This window comes from Pseudomonas sp. LF-5, from assembly GCF_037626295.1.
GTDB classification, from domain to species: Bacteria; Pseudomonadota; Gammaproteobacteria; order Pseudomonadales; family Pseudomonadaceae; genus Aquipseudomonas; species Aquipseudomonas monsensis.
In genome coordinates this window covers 266,861-292,101 of record NZ_JARKMT010000005.1, presented here as the reverse complement: position 1 = coordinate 292,101, position 25,241 = coordinate 266,861, and the positions used below count along the sequence as shown (strand labels likewise).

The 25,241-nt window shown below is 60.8% G+C and carries 17 protein-coding genes; 11 read left to right on the top strand and 6 right to left on the bottom strand.

Features of this window, described 5'->3' with window-relative positions; translation table 11 throughout:
• Positions 1 to 68: 68 nt before the first annotated feature.
• Positions 69 to 2,579: a fimbria/pilus outer membrane usher protein gene (locus PseuLF5_RS17835; protein WP_340134175.1), complete on the top strand. Its 2,511-nt coding sequence runs from the start codon at positions 69 to 71 to the stop codon at positions 2,577 to 2,579.
• A gap of 165 nt (positions 2,580 to 2,744) precedes the next feature.
• Here PseuLF5_RS17835 and PseuLF5_RS17830 read toward each other — a convergent pair whose 3' ends face one another.
• The 3 genes from PseuLF5_RS17830 to PseuLF5_RS17820 all read right to left on the bottom strand — a co-directional run bounded on the left by PseuLF5_RS17830 (position 2,745) and on the right by PseuLF5_RS17820 (position 8,860).
• A complete protein-coding gene (locus PseuLF5_RS17830; RefSeq protein WP_340134174.1) occupies positions 2,745 to 6,419 on the bottom strand; it encodes a translocation/assembly module TamB domain-containing protein in 3,675 nt (1,224 codons plus the stop codon).
• A complete protein-coding gene (locus PseuLF5_RS17825) occupies positions 6,416 to 8,143 on the bottom strand; it encodes an autotransporter assembly complex protein TamA (protein ID WP_340134173.1) in 1,728 nt (575 codons plus the stop codon). Before PseuLF5_RS17825 ends, PseuLF5_RS17830 begins: the two co-directional genes overlap by 4 nt.
• Before the next feature lie 66 nt (positions 8,144 to 8,209).
• Positions 8,210 to 8,860 (bottom strand): GNAT family N-acetyltransferase, encoded by a 651-nt coding sequence (locus tag PseuLF5_RS17820; RefSeq protein ID WP_123462394.1) that lies wholly within the window; start codon positions 8,858 to 8,860, stop codon positions 8,210 to 8,212.
• 326 nt (positions 8,861 to 9,186) lie between these two features.
• On the opposite strand from PseuLF5_RS17820, the gene xthA reads away from it, so the two are divergent.
• A complete protein-coding gene (gene xthA, locus PseuLF5_RS17815; RefSeq protein WP_186744399.1) occupies positions 9,187 to 9,999 on the top strand; it encodes an exodeoxyribonuclease III in 813 nt (270 codons plus the stop codon).
• Between the two features lie 180 nt (positions 10,000 to 10,179).
• Entirely contained in the window at positions 10,180 to 11,514 is a 1,335-nt protein-coding gene (locus PseuLF5_RS17810) for a phosphate ABC transporter substrate-binding/OmpA family protein (RefSeq protein WP_340134172.1), read from the top strand.
• 144 nt (positions 11,515 to 11,658) lie between these two features.
• On the opposite strand, the gene PseuLF5_RS17805 is transcribed toward PseuLF5_RS17810, so the two are convergent.
• Positions 11,659 to 12,888 (bottom strand): acyl-CoA dehydrogenase, encoded by a 1,230-nt coding sequence (locus PseuLF5_RS17805; protein ID WP_123462387.1) that lies wholly within the window; start codon positions 12,886 to 12,888, stop codon positions 11,659 to 11,661.
• A gap of 171 nt (positions 12,889 to 13,059) precedes the next feature.
• Here PseuLF5_RS17805 and PseuLF5_RS17800 point away from each other — a divergent pair, with 171 nt between their 5' ends.
• From PseuLF5_RS17800 to PseuLF5_RS17790, 3 genes are all read left to right on the top strand, one after another.
• Positions 13,060 to 13,995, top strand: a complete 936-nt coding sequence (locus PseuLF5_RS17800; protein ID WP_128616368.1) for a LysR family transcriptional regulator — start codon at positions 13,060 to 13,062, stop codon at positions 13,993 to 13,995.
• 142 nt (positions 13,996 to 14,137) lie between these two features.
• Positions 14,138 to 14,536: a MerR family transcriptional regulator gene (locus PseuLF5_RS17795; protein ID WP_042559912.1), complete on the top strand. Its 399-nt coding sequence runs from the start codon at positions 14,138 to 14,140 to the stop codon at positions 14,534 to 14,536.
• Positions 14,537 to 14,680: 144 nt separating this feature from the next.
• A complete protein-coding gene (locus PseuLF5_RS17790) occupies positions 14,681 to 15,580 on the top strand; it encodes a hydroxymethylglutaryl-CoA lyase (RefSeq protein WP_340134170.1) in 900 nt (299 codons plus the stop codon).
• A 665-nt stretch (positions 15,581 to 16,245) separates the two neighbouring features.
• Here PseuLF5_RS17790 and PseuLF5_RS17785 read toward each other — a convergent pair.
• Positions 16,246 to 17,943: an AMP-binding protein gene (locus PseuLF5_RS17785; RefSeq protein ID WP_340134169.1), complete on the bottom strand. Its 1,698-nt coding sequence runs from the start codon at positions 17,941 to 17,943 to the stop codon at positions 16,246 to 16,248.
• Between the two features lie 296 nt (positions 17,944 to 18,239).
• Between PseuLF5_RS17785 and PseuLF5_RS17780 the strand changes: the two genes are divergently transcribed.
• From PseuLF5_RS17780 to PseuLF5_RS17765, 4 genes are all read left to right on the top strand, one after another.
• Entirely contained in the window at positions 18,240 to 19,403 is a 1,164-nt protein-coding gene (locus PseuLF5_RS17780) for an isovaleryl-CoA dehydrogenase (protein ID WP_186744406.1), read from the top strand.
• A gap of 104 nt (positions 19,404 to 19,507) precedes the next feature.
• The gene (locus PseuLF5_RS17775) at positions 19,508 to 21,112 is read left to right on the top strand and encodes a carboxyl transferase domain-containing protein (protein WP_123462379.1); all 1,605 of its coding nucleotides are present in this window, start codon (positions 19,508 to 19,510) and stop codon (positions 21,110 to 21,112) included.
• Between the two features lie 13 nt (positions 21,113 to 21,125).
• The gene (locus PseuLF5_RS17770; protein ID WP_123462377.1) at positions 21,126 to 21,935 is read left to right on the top strand and encodes a gamma-carboxygeranoyl-CoA hydratase; all 810 of its coding nucleotides are present in this window, start codon (positions 21,126 to 21,128) and stop codon (positions 21,933 to 21,935) included.
• Positions 21,935 to 23,884, top strand: a complete 1,950-nt coding sequence (locus PseuLF5_RS17765; protein ID WP_322376265.1) for an acetyl/propionyl/methylcrotonyl-CoA carboxylase subunit alpha — start codon at positions 21,935 to 21,937, stop codon at positions 23,882 to 23,884. The genes PseuLF5_RS17770 and PseuLF5_RS17765 overlap by 1 nt, the downstream gene beginning before the upstream one ends.
• A gap of 39 nt (positions 23,885 to 23,923) precedes the next feature.
• On the opposite strand, the gene PseuLF5_RS17760 is transcribed toward PseuLF5_RS17765, so the two are convergent.
• Complete coding sequence (locus tag PseuLF5_RS17760; protein ID WP_123462373.1) at positions 23,924 to 24,580, bottom strand: LexA family protein; 657 nt, start codon at positions 24,578 to 24,580, stop codon at positions 23,924 to 23,926.
• A 130-nt stretch (positions 24,581 to 24,710) separates the two neighbouring features.
• Between PseuLF5_RS17760 and PseuLF5_RS17755 the strand changes: the two genes are divergently transcribed.
• Complete coding sequence (locus tag PseuLF5_RS17755; protein ID WP_123462371.1) at positions 24,711 to 25,049, top strand: DUF6124 family protein; 339 nt, start codon at positions 24,711 to 24,713, stop codon at positions 25,047 to 25,049.
• Positions 25,050 to 25,241 lie beyond the last annotated feature (192 nt).

The window sequence follows — 25,241 nt, the reverse complement described above, 5'->3', positions numbered from 1 at the left end:
CAGCCGCACTGTCACTGTATTTCTCTTCGCTCCGTTAGTTCGTTTCGGAGGTGATATAGGGTTCCTGCATGTTTTTACTCAAGCGCGACGGATTGGCGCCATTTTCGATTGCCCTGGTGTTCAGTTGCACCTGCCTGGCCGATGACGAAGAACAATTCAATACATCGTTTCTGCAAGGCGCGCCCTCCTCTGTTGACCTGCAATCGCTGCTCGCCAGCAGTCGCGTGTTACCCGGCATTTACCGGGTCGACCTCTACGGCAACGAGACCCTGGTCGGCCGTCGCGATATCGACTTCCGTCGCCACCCCGGCACGGGCAAGGTCGAGGCCTGCCTGACCCTGGAGATGGTGCAGCAATTGGGGGTCGATATCGGCCAACTGCAAGCCAGCGGCAAACTGGCCGCTGATGACTCCGACGCCTGCATCGACTTGCCCGCCCTGATCGATCATGCCAGCGTGCGTTACGACGTGCCGCGCCTGCGCCTGATGGTCAGCGTGCCGCAAAGCGCCATGGAGCGTGGCCGCCGTGGTTACGTCGACCCGGCGCTGTGGGACGAAGGCGTGCCCGCTGCGTTCATCAACTATCAGTTGAGCAGCAGCCGCAACAGCACCCAGGCTGACAACACCCTGTCCAACAACCTCGGCTTGCGCAACGGGATCAACCTCGGTGGCTGGCGCTTGCGCAACGAGTCGAACTTCAACAGCAGCACCGGCCAGCCCAGCACGTTCAAGAGCAACCGCAGCTATCTGCAACATGACGTGACCGCGCTCAAAGGCCAGTTCAGCGCCGGGGATATTTTCTCCGACGCCGACCTGTTCGACAGCGTGCGCTATCGCGGTCTGAAACTGGCGTCCGACGACGGCATGCGTGCCGACAGCGAGCGCGGTTATGCGCCGGTGATTCGCGGCGTTGCGCAGTCCAGTGCGACCGTGGAGATTCGCCAGAACGACTACATCCTCTACACCGCCAACGTGCCGCCGGGGCCGTTCGAGATCAGCGATATCTACCCCAGCGGTTCCAATGGCGACCTGGAAGTGACGATTATCGAAGCCGATGGTCGACGCCGGGTGACGGTGCAAGCATTTTCCAGCCTGCCGATCATGGTCCGTCAGGGCCAGTTGAAGTACAGCGTCTCGGCCGGCCAGTACAACAGCAACAGCGAGGATCAGCAGACCCCGCAGTTTGTCAGCAGCACACTGGCGTATGGCATCAGCAGCAACTTGTCCGGGATCGTCGGTGTGCAGGCCACGGACAATTTCAAGGCGTTGTCCGTCGGGGCCGGTCGCAATACTGCCATCGGTGCGATCTCACTGGACTTGACCCACTCCATGAGCAACACCTTCGGCGAAACGGTCACCGGTAACAGCTTGCGCGCGCTGTATGCGAAGACGTTCACCGGCACCGACACCAACTTCACCCTCGCCGCCTACCGTTACTCGACCGAGGGCTATCGCACCCTCACCGAGCACGTCGAGGAGTTGAGCCGCGATGGCCAGCAACGCAGCGGCAACTCGAAAACCCGCACCGACCTGACCGTCAACCAGAGCCTGGGGCGCAACCAGGAATTTGGCAGCGTCTACGTGAATGCCAGCGACCAGCGTTATTGGGGACGCGGCGGTTCGCAAAGCCTGTCGGCCGGTTACAGCAACTATTGGGGGGATGTGAGTTACAACATCGGCGCCACCTACTCCAAAGATGTCGGCAATTACGGCCCGGCGAACAACGACACGCTGGTCAACCTGTCCGTGTCGTTCCCGCTGGGTTCCAAGCCCCGTGCACCACGGGCCTTTGTCTCGGCCAGCACGCAGAAATCCAGCGACACCACGCAAATGGGCATCAATGGCTATCTGTCGGAAGACAGCGACACCTATTACTCGGTACAAGCCGGCAACAGCAGCACCGGCGGCAACTCTGGGTCGGTCAACCTCAGCACTCGCACCTCGGTGATGGATATCAGTGCCGGCTACAGTCAGGGACGCGGCTACAACTCGCAGAACCTTAACCTGGCAGGTTCGATCGTCGGCCACGGCGGCGGGATCAACCTGGGACAAACCGTGGGCGAGACATTCGCGCTGGCGCAGGTCGAAGGCGTGGAAGGGGTGAAAATCGGCAGTTTCAGCGGGGCCAAGACCGGCAGTAACGGCTTCGCCGTGGTGCCCAATGCGCAGCCTTATCGGGTGAACTGGATCAACCTCGACACCCGCGATCTGGGCGGCGATATCGAGATCGACAATGCGACCCGGCAAGTGGTGCCACGCCGTGGTGCGGTGGTGCTGGCGCGTTACACCAGCAAGACCGGACGCCGCGTGCAGTTCGCCTTGTTCGACGCGCAACACCAGCCGATCCCGTTTGGCGCCTCGCTGGAGGACAGCGCCGGCAAGCAACTGGCGATCTCCGACCCCGGCGGCAAGGCACTGGCGCTGGTGGAAGCCGACGCCGGTACCCTGACCATCAACTGGCAGAACCAGCGCTGCGAAGCGCCTTATGCCTTGCCGGAACGCAACAAGGCGCTGAACTACGAGCGGGTGGCGCTGGTGTGTCGCCCGACAACCTCTGAGAAATCAGCGGATCTCCAGTAACCCTTCGTCTGCGCCCACCAGCGATTGCGCCTCAGAGGACGCCATCGCTGGCAAGCCAGCTCCCACAGGGTCCTTGCCGGGCACAACATTCAGGTGCGCCGGACAGACGTGTGGGAGCTGGCTTGCCAGCGATGACAGCGACCCGATTCAAGAAGCAAGCGCGATCTAGAAATCGCGCTTGTAGAAGATATCCAGCGAACTGGCGACACCGCTGGCCGCTTCCAGATAAACCTTCTTGCTCAGCTTGTAACGCAGCGCAATGGTACTGGCCGGTTCGAACACGCCGACGCCATAACGCAAACTGAGCTTCTCGGAAATGTTGCCACTGGCGACCACGCTGGTGGTGTTGCCACTGCCTTGGGTGTCGAGCTGGAAGTCCTGAATGCCCAGGTCCTTGGCCAGCCCGCTGGTCACCCCGGAACTGCCCATCAGGCCTAGCCCCAACGCCGCTTGCGCGAGCATGTTGTTGTCTTCGCCGTTGGTGCTCAGCGGCCGTCCCAGCACCAGATACGACAACGCCTGCTCCTGGCTCATGGCCGGCTCGGAGAAGATCTGCGTGGTCGGCTGCTCGGCGCTGCCGCTCAGGCGAATACCGGCGATCACGTCATCGGTCTGGCGAATCGCTTCGATGTCCAGATACGGCTGATCGATGGGGCCGGCGAACAACAGACGCGCACGGCGCACGTTCAGGCGCTGGCCGTAGGCGCGGTATCGGCCGTCGTTGAGCCACAGTTCGCCGCGGGTGTCCATGTTGTCGCCGATGTGCACGTGACCTTGCAGGTTGGCGGTCAGGCCGAAGCCGGCAAAACTCAGTTTGTCTTCGCCGACCACCACGTCGATGTCCATTTTCATCGCCATCGGCGGCTTGCCCTCTTCGGTCTGCGCACCGACGATGATCGTGTCGTCGGAGACTTTCACCGTCGAGGGCGGCAGTTCGCGCACAGTGATTTCGCCTCTCGGCACCTGCACCTTGCCGGCAATTTTCAACTCGTCGCCGGCCATGGAAATCTTCAGGTCCGGTGCTACTTCCAGCTTGGCGTAGGGCTCGACGGTGACCGGCAACTGCGTGCCTTTCAACGCCAGATCGACCATCAGCGCCTGGCCCCAGGCGACGTTGCCGTTGAGGCTGCCCTGGCCGGTCTTGCCGCTCTTCCAGCCACCGTCGAGGCGCACCGCTTCACCGGCGATCACCGCTTGCAGTTGCAGATCCTTCAGTTCCAGCGGCAACTCGGCGCCGGAGACTTCGCCGTCGCTGAGTTTCACCGTGCCGTTGACCAGCGGCGCCAGCAGCCCGCCGGAAATCGTGCCACTGCCGTTCAAGTGCCCGGTGAGCTTTTCGACCATCGGTACAAACGGCCGCGCCACCGACAGATCCAGCCCGCTAAGACGGAACGAGCCGCTCAGCGGTTTGTTCTTTGGCAGTGGATTGAGCTGGGCCTGCACCATCAGTTCGCCAAGCTTGCCGCCGACGAAGTTCAGGTCTGTGTCGATGCGCTTCGGTGTGAGTTTGCTGGTGAGTTTCAGGGTCTGGTACGGAAAGTCCAGCCACTGATCCTTTTCCTTCATGCGCAAAGTGCCGCCGCTGGCGTCGATACTGACCACACCGTTCGGGCCGCTGGCCGGCAGGTCCAGTTGCAGGTCGGCGTTGAGCTTGCCCTGCCAGGCGAAATCCTTCGGCAACCATTGCGCGAGGCTTTCGATCGGGAATTGCTTGAGGTGGTAGCGCAATTTCGGCTCGGGCAGCAGCCGCTGGTCTTCGCCGCACAGGCTGGCATTGCCGGACATCCAGCAATGCGCGCCGAAGTTGATCTTGCCGTCAGCCAGGCGTTCGAGCCTGGCCGGGTTTTGCAGTTTCCAGTCCTGCCCACCGGCCTGAATGTCACCACTGGCCAGACGTCCGCGCCAGTTGCCCTTGTCCAGATTGCCGTCCAGCCCCAAGGCCAGTTTCAGTTTCGGCCCGATAAGGTCGAGGTTGAGCTTCTGGCTTTTGATGTCGCCCTGGGCGCTGGCGGTCAACACGCCGAGGTTAGTGTCGCCGGCCTGAATCCCGCTGCCCTTCAGATCGACCTTAGCCCGTTGCGCATTGTCGAGGCTGGCATCGAGGTTGAGGCTTTGCAGGCGATTGTCCTGGAATGCCAGTTGCGCACCTTGCAGGTCGAGCTTGCCTTGCGGTGCTTTCAGCGTACCGGCGACGTTGACCTGGCCAGTGACCTGCCCGCGCAGCTGCGGCCAGAGCTGGGCCAGCCGTGTCAGCTTGATGTCGATCTGCCCGGTGAGTTTCTGTTGCAGGCTGCCTTTGCCGTTAATGCTGTTGTCACCGAGGCGGATTTGCAGGGCGTTGAGGTTCCATTGCTCGCCGGCACCGTCAGCCTTGGCTTGCAGGATCGCCGGCTGACCGCGCAGTTTGCCTTTCAAGTCGAGGTCGGCGGTCAGGCTCAAACGCTCGTTCTTCATCTCGCCTTTACTTTTCAGCGGTCCAGCTAACGTGCCCGGCAACTCGGCGACCCAGTACGCCGGGTTCAACGCTGACAGTTCCAGCGCAGTGTCCCAGGCGATGCCGTCGGCGAACTGCACGTTCACATGCCCCTCGGCCTTGCCCTGCCCGGCTTCCATTTTCAGTTGCGGCAAAGCGATCTGTTTCAGGCTGCCGCTGAACGGACTGCTCAGGCTGAACGCCCCCGCCGGGCCATCCAGTGCGGCGGCGAAGTTACCGATGTATTGACCGTCGGTGTAGGAGACTTCGCCAGTGAAGGTACGCAAGGCGACTTGCGGCTCGTCGATCTCGGAATACAGCCGATGCCACGGAAAATCCTGCCAATTGATATTGGCCTGAGCCGTGAGGCCTTTGCTCCAGTCGACGCTGCCGGTGAGTGCGAGGCTTTGCTTGTCGTTGGCCGTCAGGTCGAGGCCGGCGATCTGCGCACCGTTGGCGTCTACCGTGCCTTTGAGCAGCAGCGCCACCGGGCCTTTGTCGGCGGGCAACGTGGCATTGCCGTTTAGCTGATAGCCGTTTTTCAGATCGCCTTCGCCGGTCAGTACCAATTGATTGAGTTGCAGGGTGTCCGGCAGATCAGCGCTCGGTTTGAACGCCTCCGCAGTGATGCGCACCTTGGCCGGCAGGTTTTCCGCCAGCGGTTGCAGCTCGCCGTTCAACTGGCCATCGAGGTAACCGCGGCTGTCGGCATGCAGGTTGAGGGTTTTCAGCAGGTCGCCGTCAACCTTGAGCGCCAGCGTCCAGGGGCTTGTGCCGACCGATGGCAGGCTCAGGTCGCCGGCGATGTTCAACGGCCAGTTGCCGGTCGGTTGCAGCAGGCCGGAGAGGTTCAGGCTCAGATCGTCGCGCTGCAGTTTGACGCTGTCGATCTGCATCCCCTTGGCGGTCCAGTGCGCCGCCAGTTGCAGGCCCTTGAGCTGCTCGCTGCCGTTGAACAGCAGGCTGCCGACCTGCACGTCACCGAGTTCGATAGCCACCGGCAGTTGCAGGTCCGGCAGTTTGATCGGGCCACTGTCAGTCGTCTCCTCGCTCGGCGGGAATTGCAGAATGACCTGATCCGCCTTGAGCTGGTCGATGCACAGGGTCATGCGGGTCAGGCACAACGGCGACCAGGCGAAGATCGGCTTGTCCAGCTCGACCCGGCTGCTGTCCTGCTGCCATACAAGATGATCGGCGCTCCACTGCCCGCCGAGGCGGCCCTGGAAATTCTCCACGCTCAGACCGGGCACCCACCCCAGCGCCCAGCGACTGCCCGCTTGGGTGCCGAGCACGGCGCTGATGCTCAAGACAATCAACAGCAGCAGCGCCAACAGCACCACTGCGGATATTTTCAAACCACGCTTCACAGCTCAGGCCCCATGGAAAAGTGCAGCCGGATGCCGCCATCGTCGTCCAGCGCGTGGGCCAGGTCGAGGCGGATCGGCCCCACCGGCGAGACCCAGCGCACACCGATACCGACCCCGGTCTTGAGGTTCGGCAGTTCGAGTTTGTTGAAGGAGTTGCCCTGGTCGACGAAGGTCGCCACCCGCCATTTCTCGGCGATCGAATATTGATACTCGACGCTGCCGGCGACCATGTAGCGCCCGCCGATACGGTCGCCCTTGGCGTTTTCCGGGGACAGGCTCTGGTAGTCGTAACCGCGCACGCTCTGGTCACCACCGGCGAAGAAGCGCAGCGACGGCGGTACCGAGTTGTAGCCGTTGGTGGCACTGCCGCCGACCTGCACCCGCCCGAGGAAGCGATGGTTGTCGAATACGGTGGTCAGGCCTTTGATCAACGCGGTGCCATAGAGCAGGTTGTTGTCCGAGCCGAGGCCTTCCTTCGCCACTTTGCTTTCAAACGTCAGGCGATAGCCATTGTGCGGGTCGATGCGGTTGTCGCTTTTCAGGTACGAGTAACTGATACCGGGCATCAGCAAGGTGCTGAGACCGGAGTCGTCACCGAGCTGGTATTCCTCACGCTGCCATTTCAACGAAATGACCCGCTGCCAGCCGCTGGGCAGCTTGCTGTGCCATTCCGGGCCGAACGTCAGCAGCTTGCTCAGGGTGTCGGAACCGTCGATGTCTTCATATTGATAACCGCCGGCCCAGCGTAGTTTGTCGGTCAGCGGCGGGTCGAGCGGGATGTCATAGAACAGCCCGACGTTCTGCCGTGGTGCCGACAGTTCGGCTTCCCAGCCGTAGCTGTCGCCTTGCGGATTAACCCAGTGGCGGGTCCAGTTGGCCTTGATCCGTGGGCCGACGTCGGTCGAATAACCGAGGCCCAGGCCCATGGTGCGCGGCTTGCGCGTGTCGAGTTTGACGTCCACCGGAATCACGTCGTTCTTCGCCGAAGTGGGCGCGGCATCGACGCGCACGCCTTCGAAATAACCGCTCGATTGCAGGTCGCGGTTGAGTTCGGCAATCAACTCGGAGTCATACGGCTCGCCTTCCTTGAACGGCACCATGCGTTGCAGCAGGTCTTCGTCGAAGGGCGTGTCGCCTTCGAATTTGACTTTGCCCAGTGCATAGCGCGGGCCGCTGTCGTAGATCAGTTCGATGTCGGCCACCCCCGCGCGCGGGTCGACCATGAGTTTCTGGCTGGTGAAATGGCCGCTGAAAAAGCCGAAACGCGAGGCCTGGTTCTGGATCAGCCGTTTGGCGTCTTCGTAGCGGCCATGGTTGAGCACCGCGCCGGACTTGAGCACGTCGCTGCTCGGTACACGAAAGGATTTGAGAGCGGCCGCCGGGCCGTCGACACGGATGGTGACGTTACGCAGGCGAATCGGCTCGCCGGGATCAATCTTCAGCACAAGCCGCGGTTTGTCCCCGCCCTTGACGTCGCTGTCGATCTGCGGCTGGTAGTAACCCAAGGCCTGGGCGGCCTTGCGCGCCTGCTCCTCGGCACCGCGACTGAAGCGCAGCAAGGCTGCTTCGTCACGATCGCCGAGGCTGCCGATATAGCCCTCTATATTGGCCTTCAGTTCATCGTTGGACGGTTTGATCCGCACATCCAATTCACTTTGCGCCAGCGCCGCGCAGCTGGTTAACAGCATGAGCACGCCACTGGTAAATCTTCCTGGAAACTTCATAGGCGCGGATGCTATCACGGGCTTGGGAGCGTGATAGAACAGGAAATTTCCGAAAAAGTTCGATGGTCAAGCCATTGCTGTTTGTAACAGCTGTGGATTGGCGTGAAAAAATACGTGTTCACGCACCGGGCCGACGGCAACTTCGCCAATCTCCTCATAGCCCTGACGTTTATAGAATTCCAGGTATCGCGGGTTGCCCGTGTCGAGCACCACGCCTTGAGAGGTTTCATCGACGGCGCACCAGTTGTGCACGGCGGTCAGCAGTTGCTCGCCGAAATGTTTGCCCTGGAACTGCGGGTGCACCCCGAGCAGCGGCAGCATGTGTACCGAATCGCCGGGCACGCAGGCGGCGACGGCATTGTGGTACTCCAGATAACGCCGGGTGCAGCGCAAACCGGTGCTGAGCACCATGCGCAGGCGCCATGCCCAGCTTTCGGTAATCCCCAGGCGACGCTGTGGCGGTGCGATCAGGGCGATGCCGATCAACCGGTCGTTGACCAACAGGCCGATGGCCGGCAGGTCCTGCAGAAAATGCTGTTTGACCAGCTCCCGCACGGTGGCGCGCACCCGTTGCTCATAGCCGGGCCGCTCGGCCTCGAACAGGTAACCGAAGGTCGGTTCGTGGCGATAGGCCTGATACAGCAGCGATCGGGCTTCGCGGGAATAACCGCGGTCGAGCATGTGAATATCGGCGATGGCGGTCTGGGTTTCAGGCATGACGATGATTCTCCCCGAGGCGCGTCCAAATGGCGCCGCTCTTGTTGGTACGAACCTTTTGCGGCTGGCGCAGTTCCCCACAGGTATAGACCAAGGCTGGATCTTCATCGACCGGGTGGGCCCCATCGCTGGCAAGCCAGCTCCCACAGTGTCCGCGTCGTTCATAACATTCATGTGCACCCGAGAAACCTGTGGGAGCTGGCTTGCCAGCGATGGGGCCGGCCCAGGCAACACAAATCCTACCGCCAAAAATGATTTCTCCCGCCCCACGCTGGCCCATCTCCCCCATGTCAGCTAGCATCGCCCTTTTGCTAGGACTGCCGACCATGAAGATCGTTTCCTTCAACATCAACGGACTGCGCGCCCGTCCGCATCAGCTGGCAGCGCTGATCGAAAAACACCAGCCGGACGTGATCGGCCTGCAGGAAACCAAAGTCCACGACGACCAGTTCCCGCTCGAAGAAGTGCGCGCCCTCGGCTACCACGTGTATTTCCACGGCCAGAAAGGCCATTACGGCGTCGCCCTGCTCTCGCGCAACGAGCCGATCGCCGTTCACAAAGGCTTCGCCACCGATGAAGAAGACGCCCAGCGCCGTTTCATCTGGGGCACGTTCGCCGACGCCAATGGCGTGCCGGTGACCATCATGAACGGCTACTTCCCGCAGGGCGAAAGCCGCGACCACCCGACCAAATTCCCCGCCAAACAGCGTTTCTACAGTGATCTGCAGGCCCTGCTGGAAAGCCAGTTCCACAACGAACAGCCGCTGGTGGTGATGGGCGATGTGAACATTTCCCCGGAAGACAGCGACATCGGCATCGGCCCGGACAACATGAAGCGCTGGCTGAAAACCGGCAAATGCAGCTTCCTGCCGGAAGAGCGCGAGTGGATGGCCCGCCTGAAAAACTGGGGCCTGACCGACAGCTATCGCCACTTGAACCCGGACGTCACCGACAGGTTCAGCTGGTTCGACTACCGCAGCCGTGGCTTTGAAGATGAGCCCAAGCGTGGCCTGCGCATCGACGTGATCCTCGCCTCCCACGGTCTGTTGCCACGGGTGAAGGATGCCGGTGTGGACTATGAACTGCGCGGGATGGAAAAACCGTCGGATCACGCGCCGATCTGGCTGGAACTGGCCTGACCTTCGAATCGCCTGTGGGAGCGAGCTTGCTCGCGAATGCGTTGCATCAGAAACATATCGGGTGACTGACACTCCGTATTCGCGAGCAAGCTCGCTCCCACAGTTTCATCGGTGTCATGTTTCGGTCATGCGCCTGACTTAATCTCCCCGGCAATCCCCTTGGCTTGATTCGGTGCCGGCATGACCCTGCGTGTTCTGTTCGTTTTTCTGTCGAGTGCATGGCTGTCGGTGTCTGCCGCCACCCTGCCCATCTCTGAAAACGGCCCGGTGTTGCGCATTCAGGGTTCCAACACCATCGGCGCGGCGCTTGGCCCCGCATTGGTCGAAGGCCTGTTGCAGGAACAAGGCTTGCTCAAAGTCCACCGCGAAACCGCGGACACCGCCAACGAACAACGCGTCGTCGGCCAGACCGCGCAAGGTAAACGCGTGGTCGTGGACATCGCCGCTCACGGTTCCAGCACCGGCTTCACGGCGCTGAAAGCGGCCACTGCCGACCTCGCCGCGTCATCCCGTCCGATCAAGGACAGCGAACTGCTGAGCCTGCAAGCGCTCGGCGACATGAAGAGTCCTGAAGCCGAGCAAGTCATCGCCATCGACGGCCTGGCAATCATCCTGCACCCCGACAATCCGCTGCAGCAGCTGGACACCGAGCAACTGGCGCGGATCTTCGCCGGCGAGGTGAAAACCTGGGAAGCGCTCGGCGGGCGTGGCGGGCCGATTCATTTATATGCGCGTGATGACCAGTCCGGCACCTACGACACGTTTAAAGAACTGGTCCTCAATCGTCGCGGGAAAAGTCTGAACAGCGCGGCGAAACGCTTTGAATCCAGCGAGCAATTGTCCGACGCGGTCAGCGCCGATCCGCAGGGCATTGGCTTTATCGGTTTGCCCTATGTGCGTCAGACCAAAGCCGTGGCGATTGCCGATGGCGCGTCGCAATCAATGCTCCCCTTCAACAGCCTGATCGCCACCGAGGACTATCCGCTGTCGCGGCGCTTGTTCTTCTATCTACCGCCCGACAGCAACCATCCATGGGCGAAGGCGTTGGTTGCGTTTGCGCAAAGTCCGCAGGGGCAGGCAATCGTCGCAGCCAACGGTTTTATCAGCCAGACCGTACACGCCATGAGCGTCGCGCCGAATGCACTGATGCCCGAGGGTTATCAATCCCTCAGCCGCCACGCCCAACGTCTGACGGTGAACTTCCGTTTCGAGGAAGGCAGCGCGAACCTGGACAACAAGGCGCGTCAGGATCTCGCCCGCGTACTCGACTATATAGAACGCCATGACAAAACCGACCGGGCGGTGACGCTGGTGGGCTTTGGTGATGAAAAGGATGACCCGGCGCGGGCGGACTTGTTGTCGAAACTGCGCGCGATGGCGGTGCGACGGGAGTTGGTGAAGAACGGCGTGGTGTTGCGTGAGGTACGCGGGTTTGGCGCGTTGATGCCGGTGGCGGCGAACAGCGCGGATGAGGGGCGGATCAAGAATCGGCGGGTTGAGGTTTGGGTGTATTGAGCCTGATGTTGATGTGTTGAACCTGCTTGCGTCATCGCTGGCAAGCCAGCTCCCACAGGTTTTTTGAGCGTACATGAGTGTTGTGTACGACTCGGACACTGTGGGAGCTGGCAAGCCAGCGATGAACGATAACTCAGTCCAGGATCAGCGCTCGCTGCGCAGCATCTCTTTCGGCACATACTTGCCGATCTCGAACTTGCCAATCGCTGCGCGGTGCACTTCGTCCGGGCCGTCGGCCAGGCGCAGGGTGCGCTGCATGGCGTACATGTAGGCCAGCGGGAAATCGTTCGACACCCCGGCCCCACCATGCATCTGGATCGCCCGGTCGATCACCCGCAGCGCCACATTCGGCGCGACCACCTTGATCTGCGCGATCTCGCTCTTCGCCACTTTGTTACCGACGGTGTCCATCATGTAGGCCGCTTTCAATGTCAGCAGGCGTGCCATGTCGATTTCCATGCGCGAGTCGGCGATCTTGTCGACATTCCCGCCCAGACGCGCCAAGGGTTTGCCGAACGCGGTGCGACTCACAGAACGCTTGCACATCAACTCCAGCGCACGCTCGGCCATGCCGATCGAACGCATGCAGTGGTGAATGCGGCCTGGGCCAAGTCGACCCTGAGCGATTTCGAAACCGCGGCCCTCACCGAGCAGAACGTTTTCGTACGGCACTCGCACGTTGTCGAACAGCACTTCGGCGTGACCGTGCGGCGCATCGTCATAACCGAATACCGGCAGCGGACGGAGGATTTTCACCCCGGGGGTGTCGACCGGCACGAGGATCATCGAGTGCTGGGCGTGACGCGGAGCGTCGGGATTGCTCAGGCCCATGAAGATCAGGATCTTGCAACGCGGATCGCACGCGCCGGAAGTCCACCACTTCTTGCCGTTGATCACCCACTCGTCGCCATCGCGCACGGCGCGGGCGGCCATGTTGGTGGCGTCGGACGAGGCAACGTCCGGTTCGGTCATGGCGAACGCCGAACGGATCTCGCCGCGCAGCAGCGGTTCGAGCCAGCGCTGTTTCTGTTCTTCATTGGCGTAGCGCACCAGCACTTCCATGTTGCCGGTGTCCGGCGCCGAGCAGTTGAACGGCTCAGGACCGAGCAACGAGCGGCCCATGATTTCCGCCAGGGGTGCGTATTCCAGGTTGGTCAGGCCGGCGCCGAGCTCTGACTCGGGCAGAAACAAGTTCCACAGACCTTCAGCCTTCGCCCTGGCTTTGAGCTCTTCCATGATCGCCGTTGGCTGCCACCGATCGCCTTCGGCAACCTGGCGTTCGAACACGGCTTCGGCCGGGTAAACGTAAGTGTCCATGAACGCGGTCACGCGCTCACGCAGTTCTTGCACCTTGGGCGAATAAGCGAAATCCATGAGCGAATACCTTCTGTGGCAGAGGTTGTTTAAGTCATGCATTCGATGCTAGAACAGCGCTGATAATTTACCTAGCCTATTCTCGGCGTGTATAAACATTCATCACCGATATATGATTCACTGATCATCAGCCCCTGAACACTCGCCCCTAAAAACAAGAGAAGCCGCGTTATGAATCTGAGTAAGGTCGACCTCAACCTTTTCATCGTCTTCGACGCGATCTACACCGAAGCCAACCTGACCCGCGCCGGGCAGATTGTCGGCATCACCCAGCCGGCGGTGTCCAACGCCCTGGCGCGGTTGCGTGAAACCTTCAACGACCCGCTGTTCGTGCGCACAGCCCAGGGCATGGTGCCGACGCCGATGGCGCAGAACATCATCGGCCCGGTGCGCAACGCCCTGTCGCTGCTGCGCGTATCGGTTCAGGAAAGCCGCATTTTCAACCCGGCGCAAGCGGTCAAGACCTACCGCATCAGCATGACCGACCTCACTGAAGCGGTGATTCTGCCGCCGCTGTTCCAGCGCCTGCGTCGTCTGGCGCCGACGGTGATCATCGAAAGTTTTCTGTCCAAACGCCGGGAAACCACCAAGGAACTGGCCGCCGGGCGCCTCGACTTCGCCGTGGATGCGCCGCTCAACACCGACCCGCAGGTGCGCCACGTCAAATTGATGGAAGACCGTTACGTCTGCGCGATGCGCAAAGGTCACCCCATGGCGGGCAAGGAAAAACTGTCGCTGGATGATTACCTGTCGCTGACCCACATCCATATTTCCAGCCGCCGCAGCGGCCTGGGGTATGTCGATCTGGCCCTCGGCAAAATGGGCATTCAGCGCAAGATTGCCCTGCGCTCGCAGCACTATCTGATGGCATCGCAGGTGATGCAGCAGACCGACATGGTCATGACGGTGCCGGAGCGGTTTGCCCGACGCCATGAACTGCAAGCGTTCAATTTACCGGTGAATGATGTGCCGCCGGTGGAAACGCACCTGTATTGGCATGAAAGCACCGATCAGGATCCGGCCAATCGCTGGATGCGTGAACAGATGATCGAGTTGTGCCAGCAGGTGACGGCGCAGGAGAAGAAGCTGGATAAGCAGGCGGTTTGAAGAAAGAGCAAAAGATCACAGCCTTCGGCAGCTCCTGCACAGACAGGTGCAGGAGTCGCCCAAGGCTGCGATCCTTTTCTTGCTTGACGTAAACGTCAACCAGCCATTAGCTTAGCGCCAAGACCTTCTTTCGAGCGCTTTCATGAGCAGTCAGACCTACAGTATTTCCGACCTCGCCCGCGAGCTGGACATCACCACCCGGGCGATCCGTTTTTATGAAGAACAAGGCCTGCTCAGCCCCGAGCGTCGCGGCCAGGAACGCATTTATTCGCCCCGCGACAAGGTCAGCCTGAAGCTCATCCTGCGCGGCAAGCGCATCGGTTTTTCCCTGGCCGAATGCCGCGAACTGATCGAACTCTACGACCCCTCCAGCGGTAACACCAAACAGCTCAACAGCATGCTGGCGAAAATCAGCGAGCGCCGCGAACAGCTTGAGCAACAGTTGCTCGACATCGAACAGATGAAGCTGGAACTCGATACCGCCGAAGAGCGCTGCGTGCAGGCGCTGGAGCAGACGCTCAAGAGCCAGCAGGCCATCTGACAAACAACACAAATCCCCCTGTAGGAGTGAGCCTGCTCGCGATAGCGGTGTATCAGTCAAGCAATCTTTATCTGGCACTCCGCGATCGCGAGCAGGCTCACTCCTACAGGGGTTCTCCACGAATTCACCAGAGCAGGTCCGCCCATGTCCCTCCCCTCCCAAGTACGCCTGATCGAAGTCGGCCCGCGCGATGGCCTGCAGAACGAAGCCCAACCGATCAGCGTGGCCGACAAGGTGCAACTGGTCGATGCACTCAGCGCTGCCGGTCTTGGCTATATAGAAGTCGGCAGTTTCGTTTCGCCCAAGTGGGTACCGCAAATGGCCGGTTCGGCTGAGGTGTTCGCGCAGATTCAGCGCAAGCCCGGCGTCACCTACGGTGCATTGGCGCCGAACCTGCGCGGTTTTGAAGACGCCCTCGCCGCCGGGGTCAAGGAAGTTGCGGTGTTCGCGGCGGCGTCCGAAGCGTTCTCGCAGCGCAACATCAACTGCTCGATCAGCGAAAGCCTGGCGCGCTTCGCACCGATCATGGAAGCCGCAAAACAGCACGGCGTTACCGTGCGCGGTTACGTGTCCTGCGTGCTCGGATGCCCGTACGAAGGCACGGTCGCCCCCGAGCAAGTGGCGATGGTCGCCCGCGAGCTGTATGCGATGGGCTGCTATGAAGTGTCCCTCGGCGACACCATCGGCACCGGCACGGCGGGCGCGACTCGCCGTCTGTTCGAGGTGGTGTCGGCGCAAGTGCCACGGGAAAAACTCGCCGGGCACTTCCACGACACCTACGGCCAGGCCATGTCCAACATCTATGCCAGCCTGCTCGAAGGTATTGCCGTGTTCGACAGCTCTATCGCAGGGCTGGGCGGCTGCCCGTACGCCAAAGGCGCGAGCGGTAACGTGGCCACCGAAGATGTGGTGTACCTGCTCAATGGCCTCGGTATTCAGACCGGTATCGACCTGGACGCCTTGATTGCCGCGGGTCAGCAAATTAGTGCAGTGCTCGGTCGCCCGAGCGGTTCGCGCGTGGCCAAGGCCCGTAGCGCACAGTGAGGGGATGGGTGTTACCGCTGCGTCCGAAATGTGGACGCAAGCGGGTAACACGGAAACAAATTGTCTGGTTCTGCCTGATCGAAAAATCCTTAAAAATCTTAAGACATTGATTTATAAGGCATTTTAAAAGTTGGCACGGCTTCTGCTATCTCTATGGCATAACAAGAATAAAAAGCAGCAAACCAATAAAAATAAGACGTACCGACTCTGACATAACAAAAACAACACGGCAGAGACGCAGCTAACAGATTTTTTTGGAGAAGGTGTGCTTTTCAGGGTGCTCTCAGGAGTGACCCGCAACCGGGCAGAGAACAATAAAACTACCTTCAGGTAGCTCCCGAATCGGTTGGATCGTTTAACGAGAAAGCAGGTCAGCGCTCAAAAAAATACGTTTGCTCTTGACCCCGGATGGGGGTCGCCAAAAACAGCGGTAAAGGGCAACGGTTGCCAAAAACAACAACAGACCGCCCCTCAATAATAAAAAGAGCACGCGACGACAAAATTAAAGGGGAGCCTCGGCTCCCCTTTGTGCTTTCTGTGATTCCTGAATCCCCCCAAATCCCCTGTCGGAGTGAGCCTGCTCGCGATGCCGGTGTATCAGTCAATATTTGCATCGACTGACACACCGCAATCGCGAGCAGGCTCACTCCTACATTTGATCCCTATCAAGCCTGCTTTTCGCGTAGTTCTTCGATGCTGACTTCACGCATCCTGAATTTCTGGATCTTGCCCGTCACCGTCATCGGAAAATCTTCGACGAACTTGAAGTAACGCGGCGTCTTGAAGTGCGCAATGCGCTCCTTGCACCAGGCTTGCAATTCCAGCTCGGTGGCACTGTGGCCCGGGTGGAATTTGATCCAGGCAACAATCTCCTCACCATAGCGCGAGCACGGAATACCGATCACCTGCACATCCGCCACGGCCGGATGGGTGAAGAAAAACTCCTCCAGCTCACGCGGGTAAATATTCTCGCCGCCACGAATGATCATGTCCTTGTTGCGCCCGGCAATGTTGACGTAACCCTCCTCGTTCATGCTCGCCAGGTCGCCGGTGTGCATCCAGCCCGCCTCATCAATGGCTTCGGCAGTGGCCTGCGGGTTGTTCCAGTAGCCGAGCATCACGCTGTAACCGCGGGTGCACAGTTCACCGATGGTGCCACGCGGCACCAGATTGCCGGCTTCGTCGATGATCTTGCTTTCCAACTGCGGCTGGGTGCGGCCGACGGTGGTCACGCGCAATTCAAGCTCATCGTTTGGCCCGGTCTGCAGCGACACCGGGCTGGTTTCGGTCATGCCGTAGGCAATCTGCACTTCGCTCATGTGCATCTCGTTGATGACTCGCCGCATCACTTCGATCGGGCAGGTGGCGCCGGCCATGATCCCGGTGCGCAGGCTCGACAGATCGAATTCGCCGCGTTGCGGCTGGTCGAGCATGGCGATGAACATGGTCGGCACGCCATACAGACCGGTGGCTTTCTCTTCGACCACGGCGTGCAGGGTCAGCAACGGATCGAAAGCGTCGTTGGGGTAAATCATCGTGCTGCCATGGGTAATGCAGCCGAGATTGCCCATGACCATGCCGAAGCAGTGATACAGCGGCACCGGGATCACCAGGCGATCGGCAGGCGTCAGGCCGATGCTTTCGCCGACCATGTAGCCGTTGTTGAGGATGTTGTAGTGACTGAGGGTCGCGCCCTTGGGGAAACCGGTGGTGCCGGAGGTGTACTGAATGTTGACCGCTTGATCGAAGTGCAGGCTGTCACTGCGTTCATGTAGTTGTTCGGGAGAGATGCTGGTGGCCAGATCGGCCAGTTGCGACCACGGCAGAAAACCTGACGGTGGTTGCGCGTCAAGACTGATTACCCCTCGCAGTTCGGGGAGGCGTTCGCTGCGCAACTGGCCAATGGATTGCTCGGCCAGTTCCGGCACCAACCCTTGCAACAGGGTGTGGTAGTTGGAGGACTTGAACGCTCCGGCACAGACCAGCCATTGGCAGCCGGATTGCTTGAGCACGTACTCGAGTTCGGTGCTGCGGTAGGCCGGGTTGATGTTGACCAGAATCACGCCGATCTTCGCCGTGGCGATTTGCGTGATGCACCATTGCGCGCAGTTTGGCGCCCAGATTCCGAGCCGATCGCCCGCCTGCATCCCCAGCGCCAGCAGCGCTCTGGCGTGCAGGTCCACCGCATCGGCCAGTTGTCGCCAGGAATAGCGCAGTTGCTGATGGCGCACGACGAGCGCTTCACCGTCAGGATATTGCGCGGCGGTGTGATCGAACTTCTGCCCGATGGTCATCGCCAGCAGGGCTTTGTCCTGAGAACCACGGGTGTAGCTGCGCTGCGAGTTTGCACTGGGTTGATCCATGACGACCCCTATTGTCTTTATTTATGGGTTTGTCGGATTTAATCCCGGTGGGAGCGAGCTTGCTCGCGAAGAGGCCAGCGGATTCAGCATCCATGTTGACTGATCTGACGCTCTCGCGAGCAAGCTCGCTCCCACAAGGTCTGCTCCGTTTCAATCTTGAACTGCCCTTACTCTCGCTCAAGTTGACGTTAACGTAAAGGGTGATTGACAGCCATCCGCCGCAGGCTTACGTTAACGTAAAGGTGAGAGCCGTTCGACCGCCCTCCCCACCCTACAAAAAAGCCAAAAGGTGACCCATGAGCTACCCATCCCTGAACTTCGCCCTCGGTGAAACCATCGACATGCTGCGCGATCAGGTTCAGTCCTTCGTCGCCGATCAGATCGCTCCACGTGCTGCGCAGATCGACCGCGACAACCTGTTCCCTGCCGACATGTGGCGCAAATTCGGCGATATGGGCCTGCTCGGCATCACCGTGCCGGAAGAGTACGGTGGCGCAGGTCTGGGCTACCTGGCACACGTGGTGGCGATGGAAGAAATCAGCCGCGGGTCGGCCTCGGTGGCACTGTCCTACGGCGCGCACTCCAACCTCTGCGTCAACCAGATCAATCGCAACGGCAATCACGAACAGAAAAGCAAATACCTGCCGAAGCTGATCAGCGGCGAACACGTCGGCGCCCTTGCCATGAGCGAGCCGAACGCCGGGTCCGACGTGGTTTCGATGAAACTGCGTGCCGACAAACGCGGCGACCACTTCGTCCTCAACGGCAGCAAGACCTGGATCACCAACGGCCCTGACGCCAATACCTACGTGATCTACGCCAAGACCGACCTGGAAAAAGGCCCGCACGGCATCACCGCGTTCATCGTCGAGCGCGACTGGAAAGGCTTCAGCCGCAGCAACAAGTTCGACAAGCTCGGCATGCGCGGCTCCAACACCTGCGAGCTGTTTTTCGATGACGTTGAAGTACCGGAAGAGAACATCCTCGGCGTGCTCAACGGCGGTGTGAAAGTGCTGATGAGCGGCCTCGATTACGAACGCGTGGTGCTGTCCGGCGGCCCGACCGGGATCATGCAGTCGTGCATGGACCTGATCGTGCCGTACATCCACGACCGCAAACAGTTCGGCCAGAGCATCGGCGAGTTCCAGTTGATCCAGGGCAAAGTCGCCGACATGTACACCCAACTCAACGCCAGCCGCGCCTACCTGTATGCGGTGGCCCAGGCTTGCGAGCGCGGCGAGACCACCCGCAAGGATGCCGCCGGGGTGATCCTCTACACCGCCGAGCGCGCCACGCAAATGGCCCTCGACGCGATCCAGATTCTCGGCGGTAACGGCTACATCAACGAATTCCCGGCGGGCCGTTTGCTGCGTGACGCCAAACTGTACGAAATCGGTGCTGGCACCAGTGAGATCCGCCGCATGCTGATCGGCCGCGAGCTGTTCAACGAAACGAAATGAATTTCGTCAGCGGCAAGCTGCGAGCCTCAAGCGACAAGAGACATGCGCTCTTGCCTCAACTTGCAGCTTGCAGCTTGAAACTTCAAGCTGCTACGGAGTAGCCCATGATTCTGCACACTCAGCTCAATCCCCGTTCAGCGGAGTTCGCTGCCAACAGCGCGGCGATGCTTGAACAGGTCGACGCCCTGCACACCCTGCTCGCCCAAGTGGCGCAGGGTGGCGGTGCAAAAGCCCAGGAACGCCACACCTCGCGGGGCAAATTGCTGCCGCGCGAGCGGATCAACCGTTTGCTTGATCCGGGTTCGCCTTTTCTCGAAATCAGCCAGTTGGCCGCCCACGCTGTGTATGGCGAAGACGTACCGGCAGCCGGCGTGATCGCCGGGATCGGCCGGGTCGAAGGCGTCGAATGCATGATCGTCGCCAACGACGCGACGGTGAAAGGCGGTTCGTACTATCCGCTGACCGTAAAAAAACACCTGCGCGCGCAGACCATCGCTCAGCAAAATCGCCTGCCGTGCATCTATCTGGTGGACTCGGGCGGCGCCAACCTGCCGCGTCAGGACGAAGTGTTTCCGGATCGCGAACACTTCGGCCGGATCTTCTTCAACCAGGCCAACATGAGCGCGATGGGCATTCCGCAGATTGCCGTGGTCATGGGCTCGTGCACTGCCGGTGGCGCGTATGTGCCGGCGATGGCCGACGAAGCGATCATGGTGCGCAATCAGGCGACGATTTTTCTCGCCGGCCCGCCACTGGTGAAAGCGGCGACCGGTGAAGTGGTCAGCGCTGAAGACCTCGGCGGTGCCGATGTGCACTGCAAGGTTTCCGGGGTGGCCGACCATTACGCCGAGAGCGACGAACACGCCCTCGCCCTCGCCCGCCGCAGCGTGGCCAACCTCAATTGGCGCAAGCTGGGCGAGGTGCAACAACGCACCCCGATTGCGCCGCTTTACGCCAGCGACGAGCTGTATGGCGTGGTCTCGGCCGACGCCAAGCAGCCGTTCGACGTGCGTGAAGTGATCGCGCGGCTGGTCGATGGCTCGGTGTTCGATGAATTCAAGGCGCTGTTCGGTACCACGCTGGTCTGCGGTTTTGCGCACCTGCACGGTTACCCGATCGCGATCCTCGCCAACAACGGCATCCTCTTCGCCGAAGCCGCGCAAAAAGGCGCGCACTTCATCGAACTGGCTTGCCAGCGCGGCATTCCGCTGCTGTTCCTGCAAAACATCACCGGGTTCATGGTCGGCCAGAAATACGAGGCCGGCGGCATTGCCAAGCACGGTGCAAAACTGGTGACGGCGGTGGCTTGCGCCAAGGTGCCGAAGTTCACCGTGATCATCGGCGGCAGCTTCGGCGCCGGTAACTACGGCATGTGCGGGCGGGCTTACGATCCGCGCTTCCTGTGGATGTGGCCGAATGCACGCATCGGCGTGATGGGTGCCGAGCAGGCTGCCGGCGTGCTGGTGCAGGTCAAGCGTGAACAAGCCGAACGCAGCGGTCAGGGCTTCAGCGCCGAGCAGGAAGCCGAGATCAAGCAACCGATCCTCGACCAGTACGAAGAGCAAGGTCACCCCTATTACTCCAGCGCACGGCTGTGGGACGACGGCGTCATCGACCCGGCGCAGACCCGCGATGTGCTGGCCCTGGCCTTGTCCGCGTCGCTGAACGCGCCTATCGAACCGAGCCGCTTCGGCGTGTTCCGGATGTGATCGGGAGAATCTCATGAGCGATTTCAACACCCTGGAACTGCAGCGCGACCCAAGAGGCTTCGCCACCCTGTGGCTCAACCGCGCCGAAAAGAACAACGCCTTCAATGCCGAGATGATCCGTGAGCTGATCCTGGCGCTGGACAAGGTCGCCAGCGATGCCAGCCTGCGCTTTCTGTTGGTACGCGGGCGTGGCAAACACTTCAGTGCCGGTGCCGATCTGGCGTGGATGCAGCAGTCGGCCGAACTCGATTACCACACCAACCTCGACGACGCCCGGGAACTGGCAGAGTTGATGTACAACCTGGCCAAACTGAAGATCCCCACCGTGGCCGTGGTGCAAGGTGCGGCATTCGGCGGCGCGCTGGGCCTGATCAGTTGCTGCGACATGGCAATTGGCGCCGATGACGCGCAATTCTGCCTGTCGGAAGTGCGCATCGGTCTGGCGCCGGCAGTGATCAGTCCGTTCGTGGTGCAGGCCATCGGCGAACGTGCTGCGCGTCGATACGCGTTGACCGCCGAGCGTTTTGGCGGGCAGCGGGCACGCGAAATCGGCTTGCTGTCCGAGAGCTACCCGGCTGCCGAGCTTGATCAGGCCGTCGAGCAATGGATCGACAACCTGCTGCTCAACAGCCCCGCCGCGATGCGCGCCAGCAAGGATTTGCTGCGTGAGGTCGGCAACGGCGCGCTGACTCCGGCGCTGCGGCGCTACACCGAAAACGCCATCGCCCGGATCCGCGTCAGCCCGGAAGGCCAGGAGGGCTTGCGTGCCTTTCTGCAAAAACGTCCGCCGAGCTGGCAAGCCATCACCAAGGAGTCGCGTTGATGAACGCACCTGTTATCACTACCCTGCTGGTGGCCAACCGCGGCGAAATCGCTTGCCGGGTCATGCGTACCGCCAAGGCGCTGGGCCTGACCACCGTGGCGGTGCACAGCGCCACCGACCGTGAGGCGCGGCACAGTCGCGAAGCCGATATCCGGGTCGATCTGGGTGGCAGCAAAGCCGCCGAGAGCTATCTGCAAATCGACAAACTGATCGCCGCAGCCAAGGCCAGCGGCGCCCAGGCGATTCATCCGGGTTATGGCTTTCTCTCGGAGAACGCCGGGTTCGCTCGCGCCATCGAAGCCGCCGGGCTGATTTTCCTCGGCCCGCCCGCCGCAGCCATTGACGCCATGGGCAGCAAGTCTGCCGCCAAGGCCTTGATGGAAACCGCCGGCGTGCCGCTGGTGCCCGGCTATCACGGCGAGGCGCAGGATCTGGACACCTTCCGCGAGGCCTGCGAGCGCATCGGTTATCCGGTGTTGCTCAAAGCCACCGCGGGCGGCGGCGGCAAAGGCATGAAAGTAGTCGAGGACGTCAGCCAGTTGGCCGAAGCCCTCGCCTCGGCCCAGCGTGAGGCGCAGTCATCGTTCGGCGATTCGCGGATGCTGGTGGAGAAATACCTGCTCAAGCCGCGTCACGTGGAAATCCAGGTGTTTGCCGATCAGCATGGCCACTGCCTGTATCTCAACGAGCGCGATTGCTCGATTCAGCGTCGGCATCAGAAAGTCGTCGAAGAAGCGCCGGCACCGGGGCTGTCGCCGCAACTGCGCCGGGCCATGGGTGAAGCGGCAGTGCGTTCGGCCCAGGCGATTGGCTATGTCGGTGCCGGCACGGTGGAGTTCCTGCTGGATGCACGCGGCGAATTCTTCTTTATGGAGATGAATACGCGGCTGCAGGTCGAGCACCCGGTGACGGAAGCCATCACCGGTCTGGACCTGGTGGCCTGGCAGATTCGCGTGGCCCGTGGTGAAGCGTTACCGATGACTCAGGATCAAGTGCCGCTCAATGGCCACGCGATTGAAGTCCGGTTGTATGCCGAGGATCCGGCAAATGATTTTCTGCCGGCGACCGGGCGTCTGGCGCTGTATCGCGAGTCGGCGCAAGGGCCGGGGCGGCGGGTGGACAGCGGCGTTGAGGAAGGGGACGAGATTTCACCGTTCTATGACCCGATGCTCGGCAAATTGATTGCCTGGGGCGAGGACCGTGAACAGGCGCGTCTGCGGTTATTGAGCATGCTCGATGAGTTCGCGATTGGCGGGCTGAAGACCAACATCAACTTTTTGCGGCGGATCATTGCGCACCCGGCGTTTGCCGCAGCGGAACTGGATACCGGGTTTATTCCGCGTTACCAGGAGCAGCTGCTGCCTGCCCCACAACCCTTGAGCGATGAGTTCTGGGCCGCCGCCGGGCAGGCGTTTGCGCAGAGTCTGCCGGCGATTGCGCGGTCGGATGATCCCGCGTCGCCGTGGTCGCTCAATAGCGGCTTGCGAGCAGGTCTGCCTCGGGAACTGACCCTGCATTTGACTTGCGAGGGTCAGGATCGCGCGCGGACGCTGGGGGCTGTTGGCAACGCCACGCTGTCAGGTGAAACGCTGATCATCGAACACGACGGCGTACGCCGGACATTGCGGGCGATTCGCCAGGGCGATGCGCTGTACCTGCAATGGGAAGGTGAGTTGCGTCGCATTGAGGCTTACGATCCGATCAGCGCCGTGGAAGCCAGCCACAGTCATCAGGGCGGCCTGACGGCACCGATGAACGGCAGTATCGTGCGGGTGCTGGTCGAGGCCGGGCAAGCGGTCGAGGCCGGTGCGCAACTGGTGGTGCTGGAAGCCATGAAAATGGAGCACAGCATTCGTGCGCCGCACGCCGGGGTGATCAAAGCGCTGTATTGCCAGGAAGGCGAAATGGTTGGCGAAGGCAGCGCTTTGGTTGAACTGGAAGAAGTCTGAATGAGCGATCGATCCTGCGCCGAGCGAGGATCGATCTGACTAGTACCGTGCCGTTGCCTGCACCACAACACCAATGATCCGACACTCGTCGGTCAACAAGGCTTTCGGCCAGGTCGGATTGAGCGGCACCAGGTAACGCTGGCCGCCCTCTTCGTCGAGTTTGCGAAAGATCGCTTCAGCGCTGTCCGCCCACTGGGCGATGACCAGTTTGCCGGGCACTGCCTCCACCTCCGGATCGACCAGAATCAGCATGCCCTCGGCGATGCTGGGGCCGCTGGGCGCGGTCATCGAATCCCCCGCCACCGTCAACCAGAATGCCGCACCACGGGCGTGGTAATCCGTCAGTTCGAAACGCTGCTTGTCCGATGCGGCATAAGCTGACTCCCCGCTTTCGCGCACCTCACAGGGCATGTGCCAGTCACTGACCGGGTAGCGGAAGTACGGGTTGTACTTCTGCGCCAGCGGCATTTCGTCATCCGGGGTCAGCGGCGGCTCGCGAATCACCAGCACCACTTCCAGGAAGTCCATGCCCAGTGCCTGCAACACACGGTTCATTTCCGTGATCCCAGGTTCGCGACGTTTGTTCAGCCAATGGCCGATCCCGCCCTGGGACATGCCGACGCGCTCTCCGAGCTCTGTTTGAGTGATTTTGAGTTCACTCATCTTGGCCTTGACCAACTCAATCCATTTATCCATGTGCGGCACCTTACGCGGACGCCTTCGGCTAGCAAAACACATATTGTAGTATTTAAATTCTGGTCACAACTACGCATCGTACTATTCTGCAAGCACGGATTTTCAATCAAACAAGGAGTGGCCCATCATCATGAATATCAGCAGCAAAGACTTGCCCGATCTGCAAATGGACACCATGTTCACCTCGCCTCAAGGCAATGCCGCGGCGCAGCGCGCCCTGGATTACTACTTGAAACCAGCTGTGTCAGAACCCGAGTCGGGCGAGCGTTTTTTCAATGTCAGGCACCACCTCAGTGGCGAAGAAGCCCTGGTGCACGCCTCGGATCTGTTGCGTTGCGCCGCCGCCACTGCGTTCAAGGCCGCAGAGAACCTGCAGGGCGCGAGTCGCGACCTGGCGTTTTCAGTGGTGCACATGGTGGATATGGCGCGGGCAATGGTCGACCATTCGCTCGATGGCGATGAGGTCTGAACGACCTTGAGTGGAACGGACGGAAAAGAATTTTCCAATCGCGCAGATAAAAACATTTGACTTGCAAATGATAATGATTATTATTGCAAGCAACTGGTCGCGAGATCAGTCGATGGGCCAGAGACCTTAGGTCGGTCTTCTGGACTATCTCCTCATCAGGCTAATCACGGTTTTTGACCCGGCTTTTTGCCG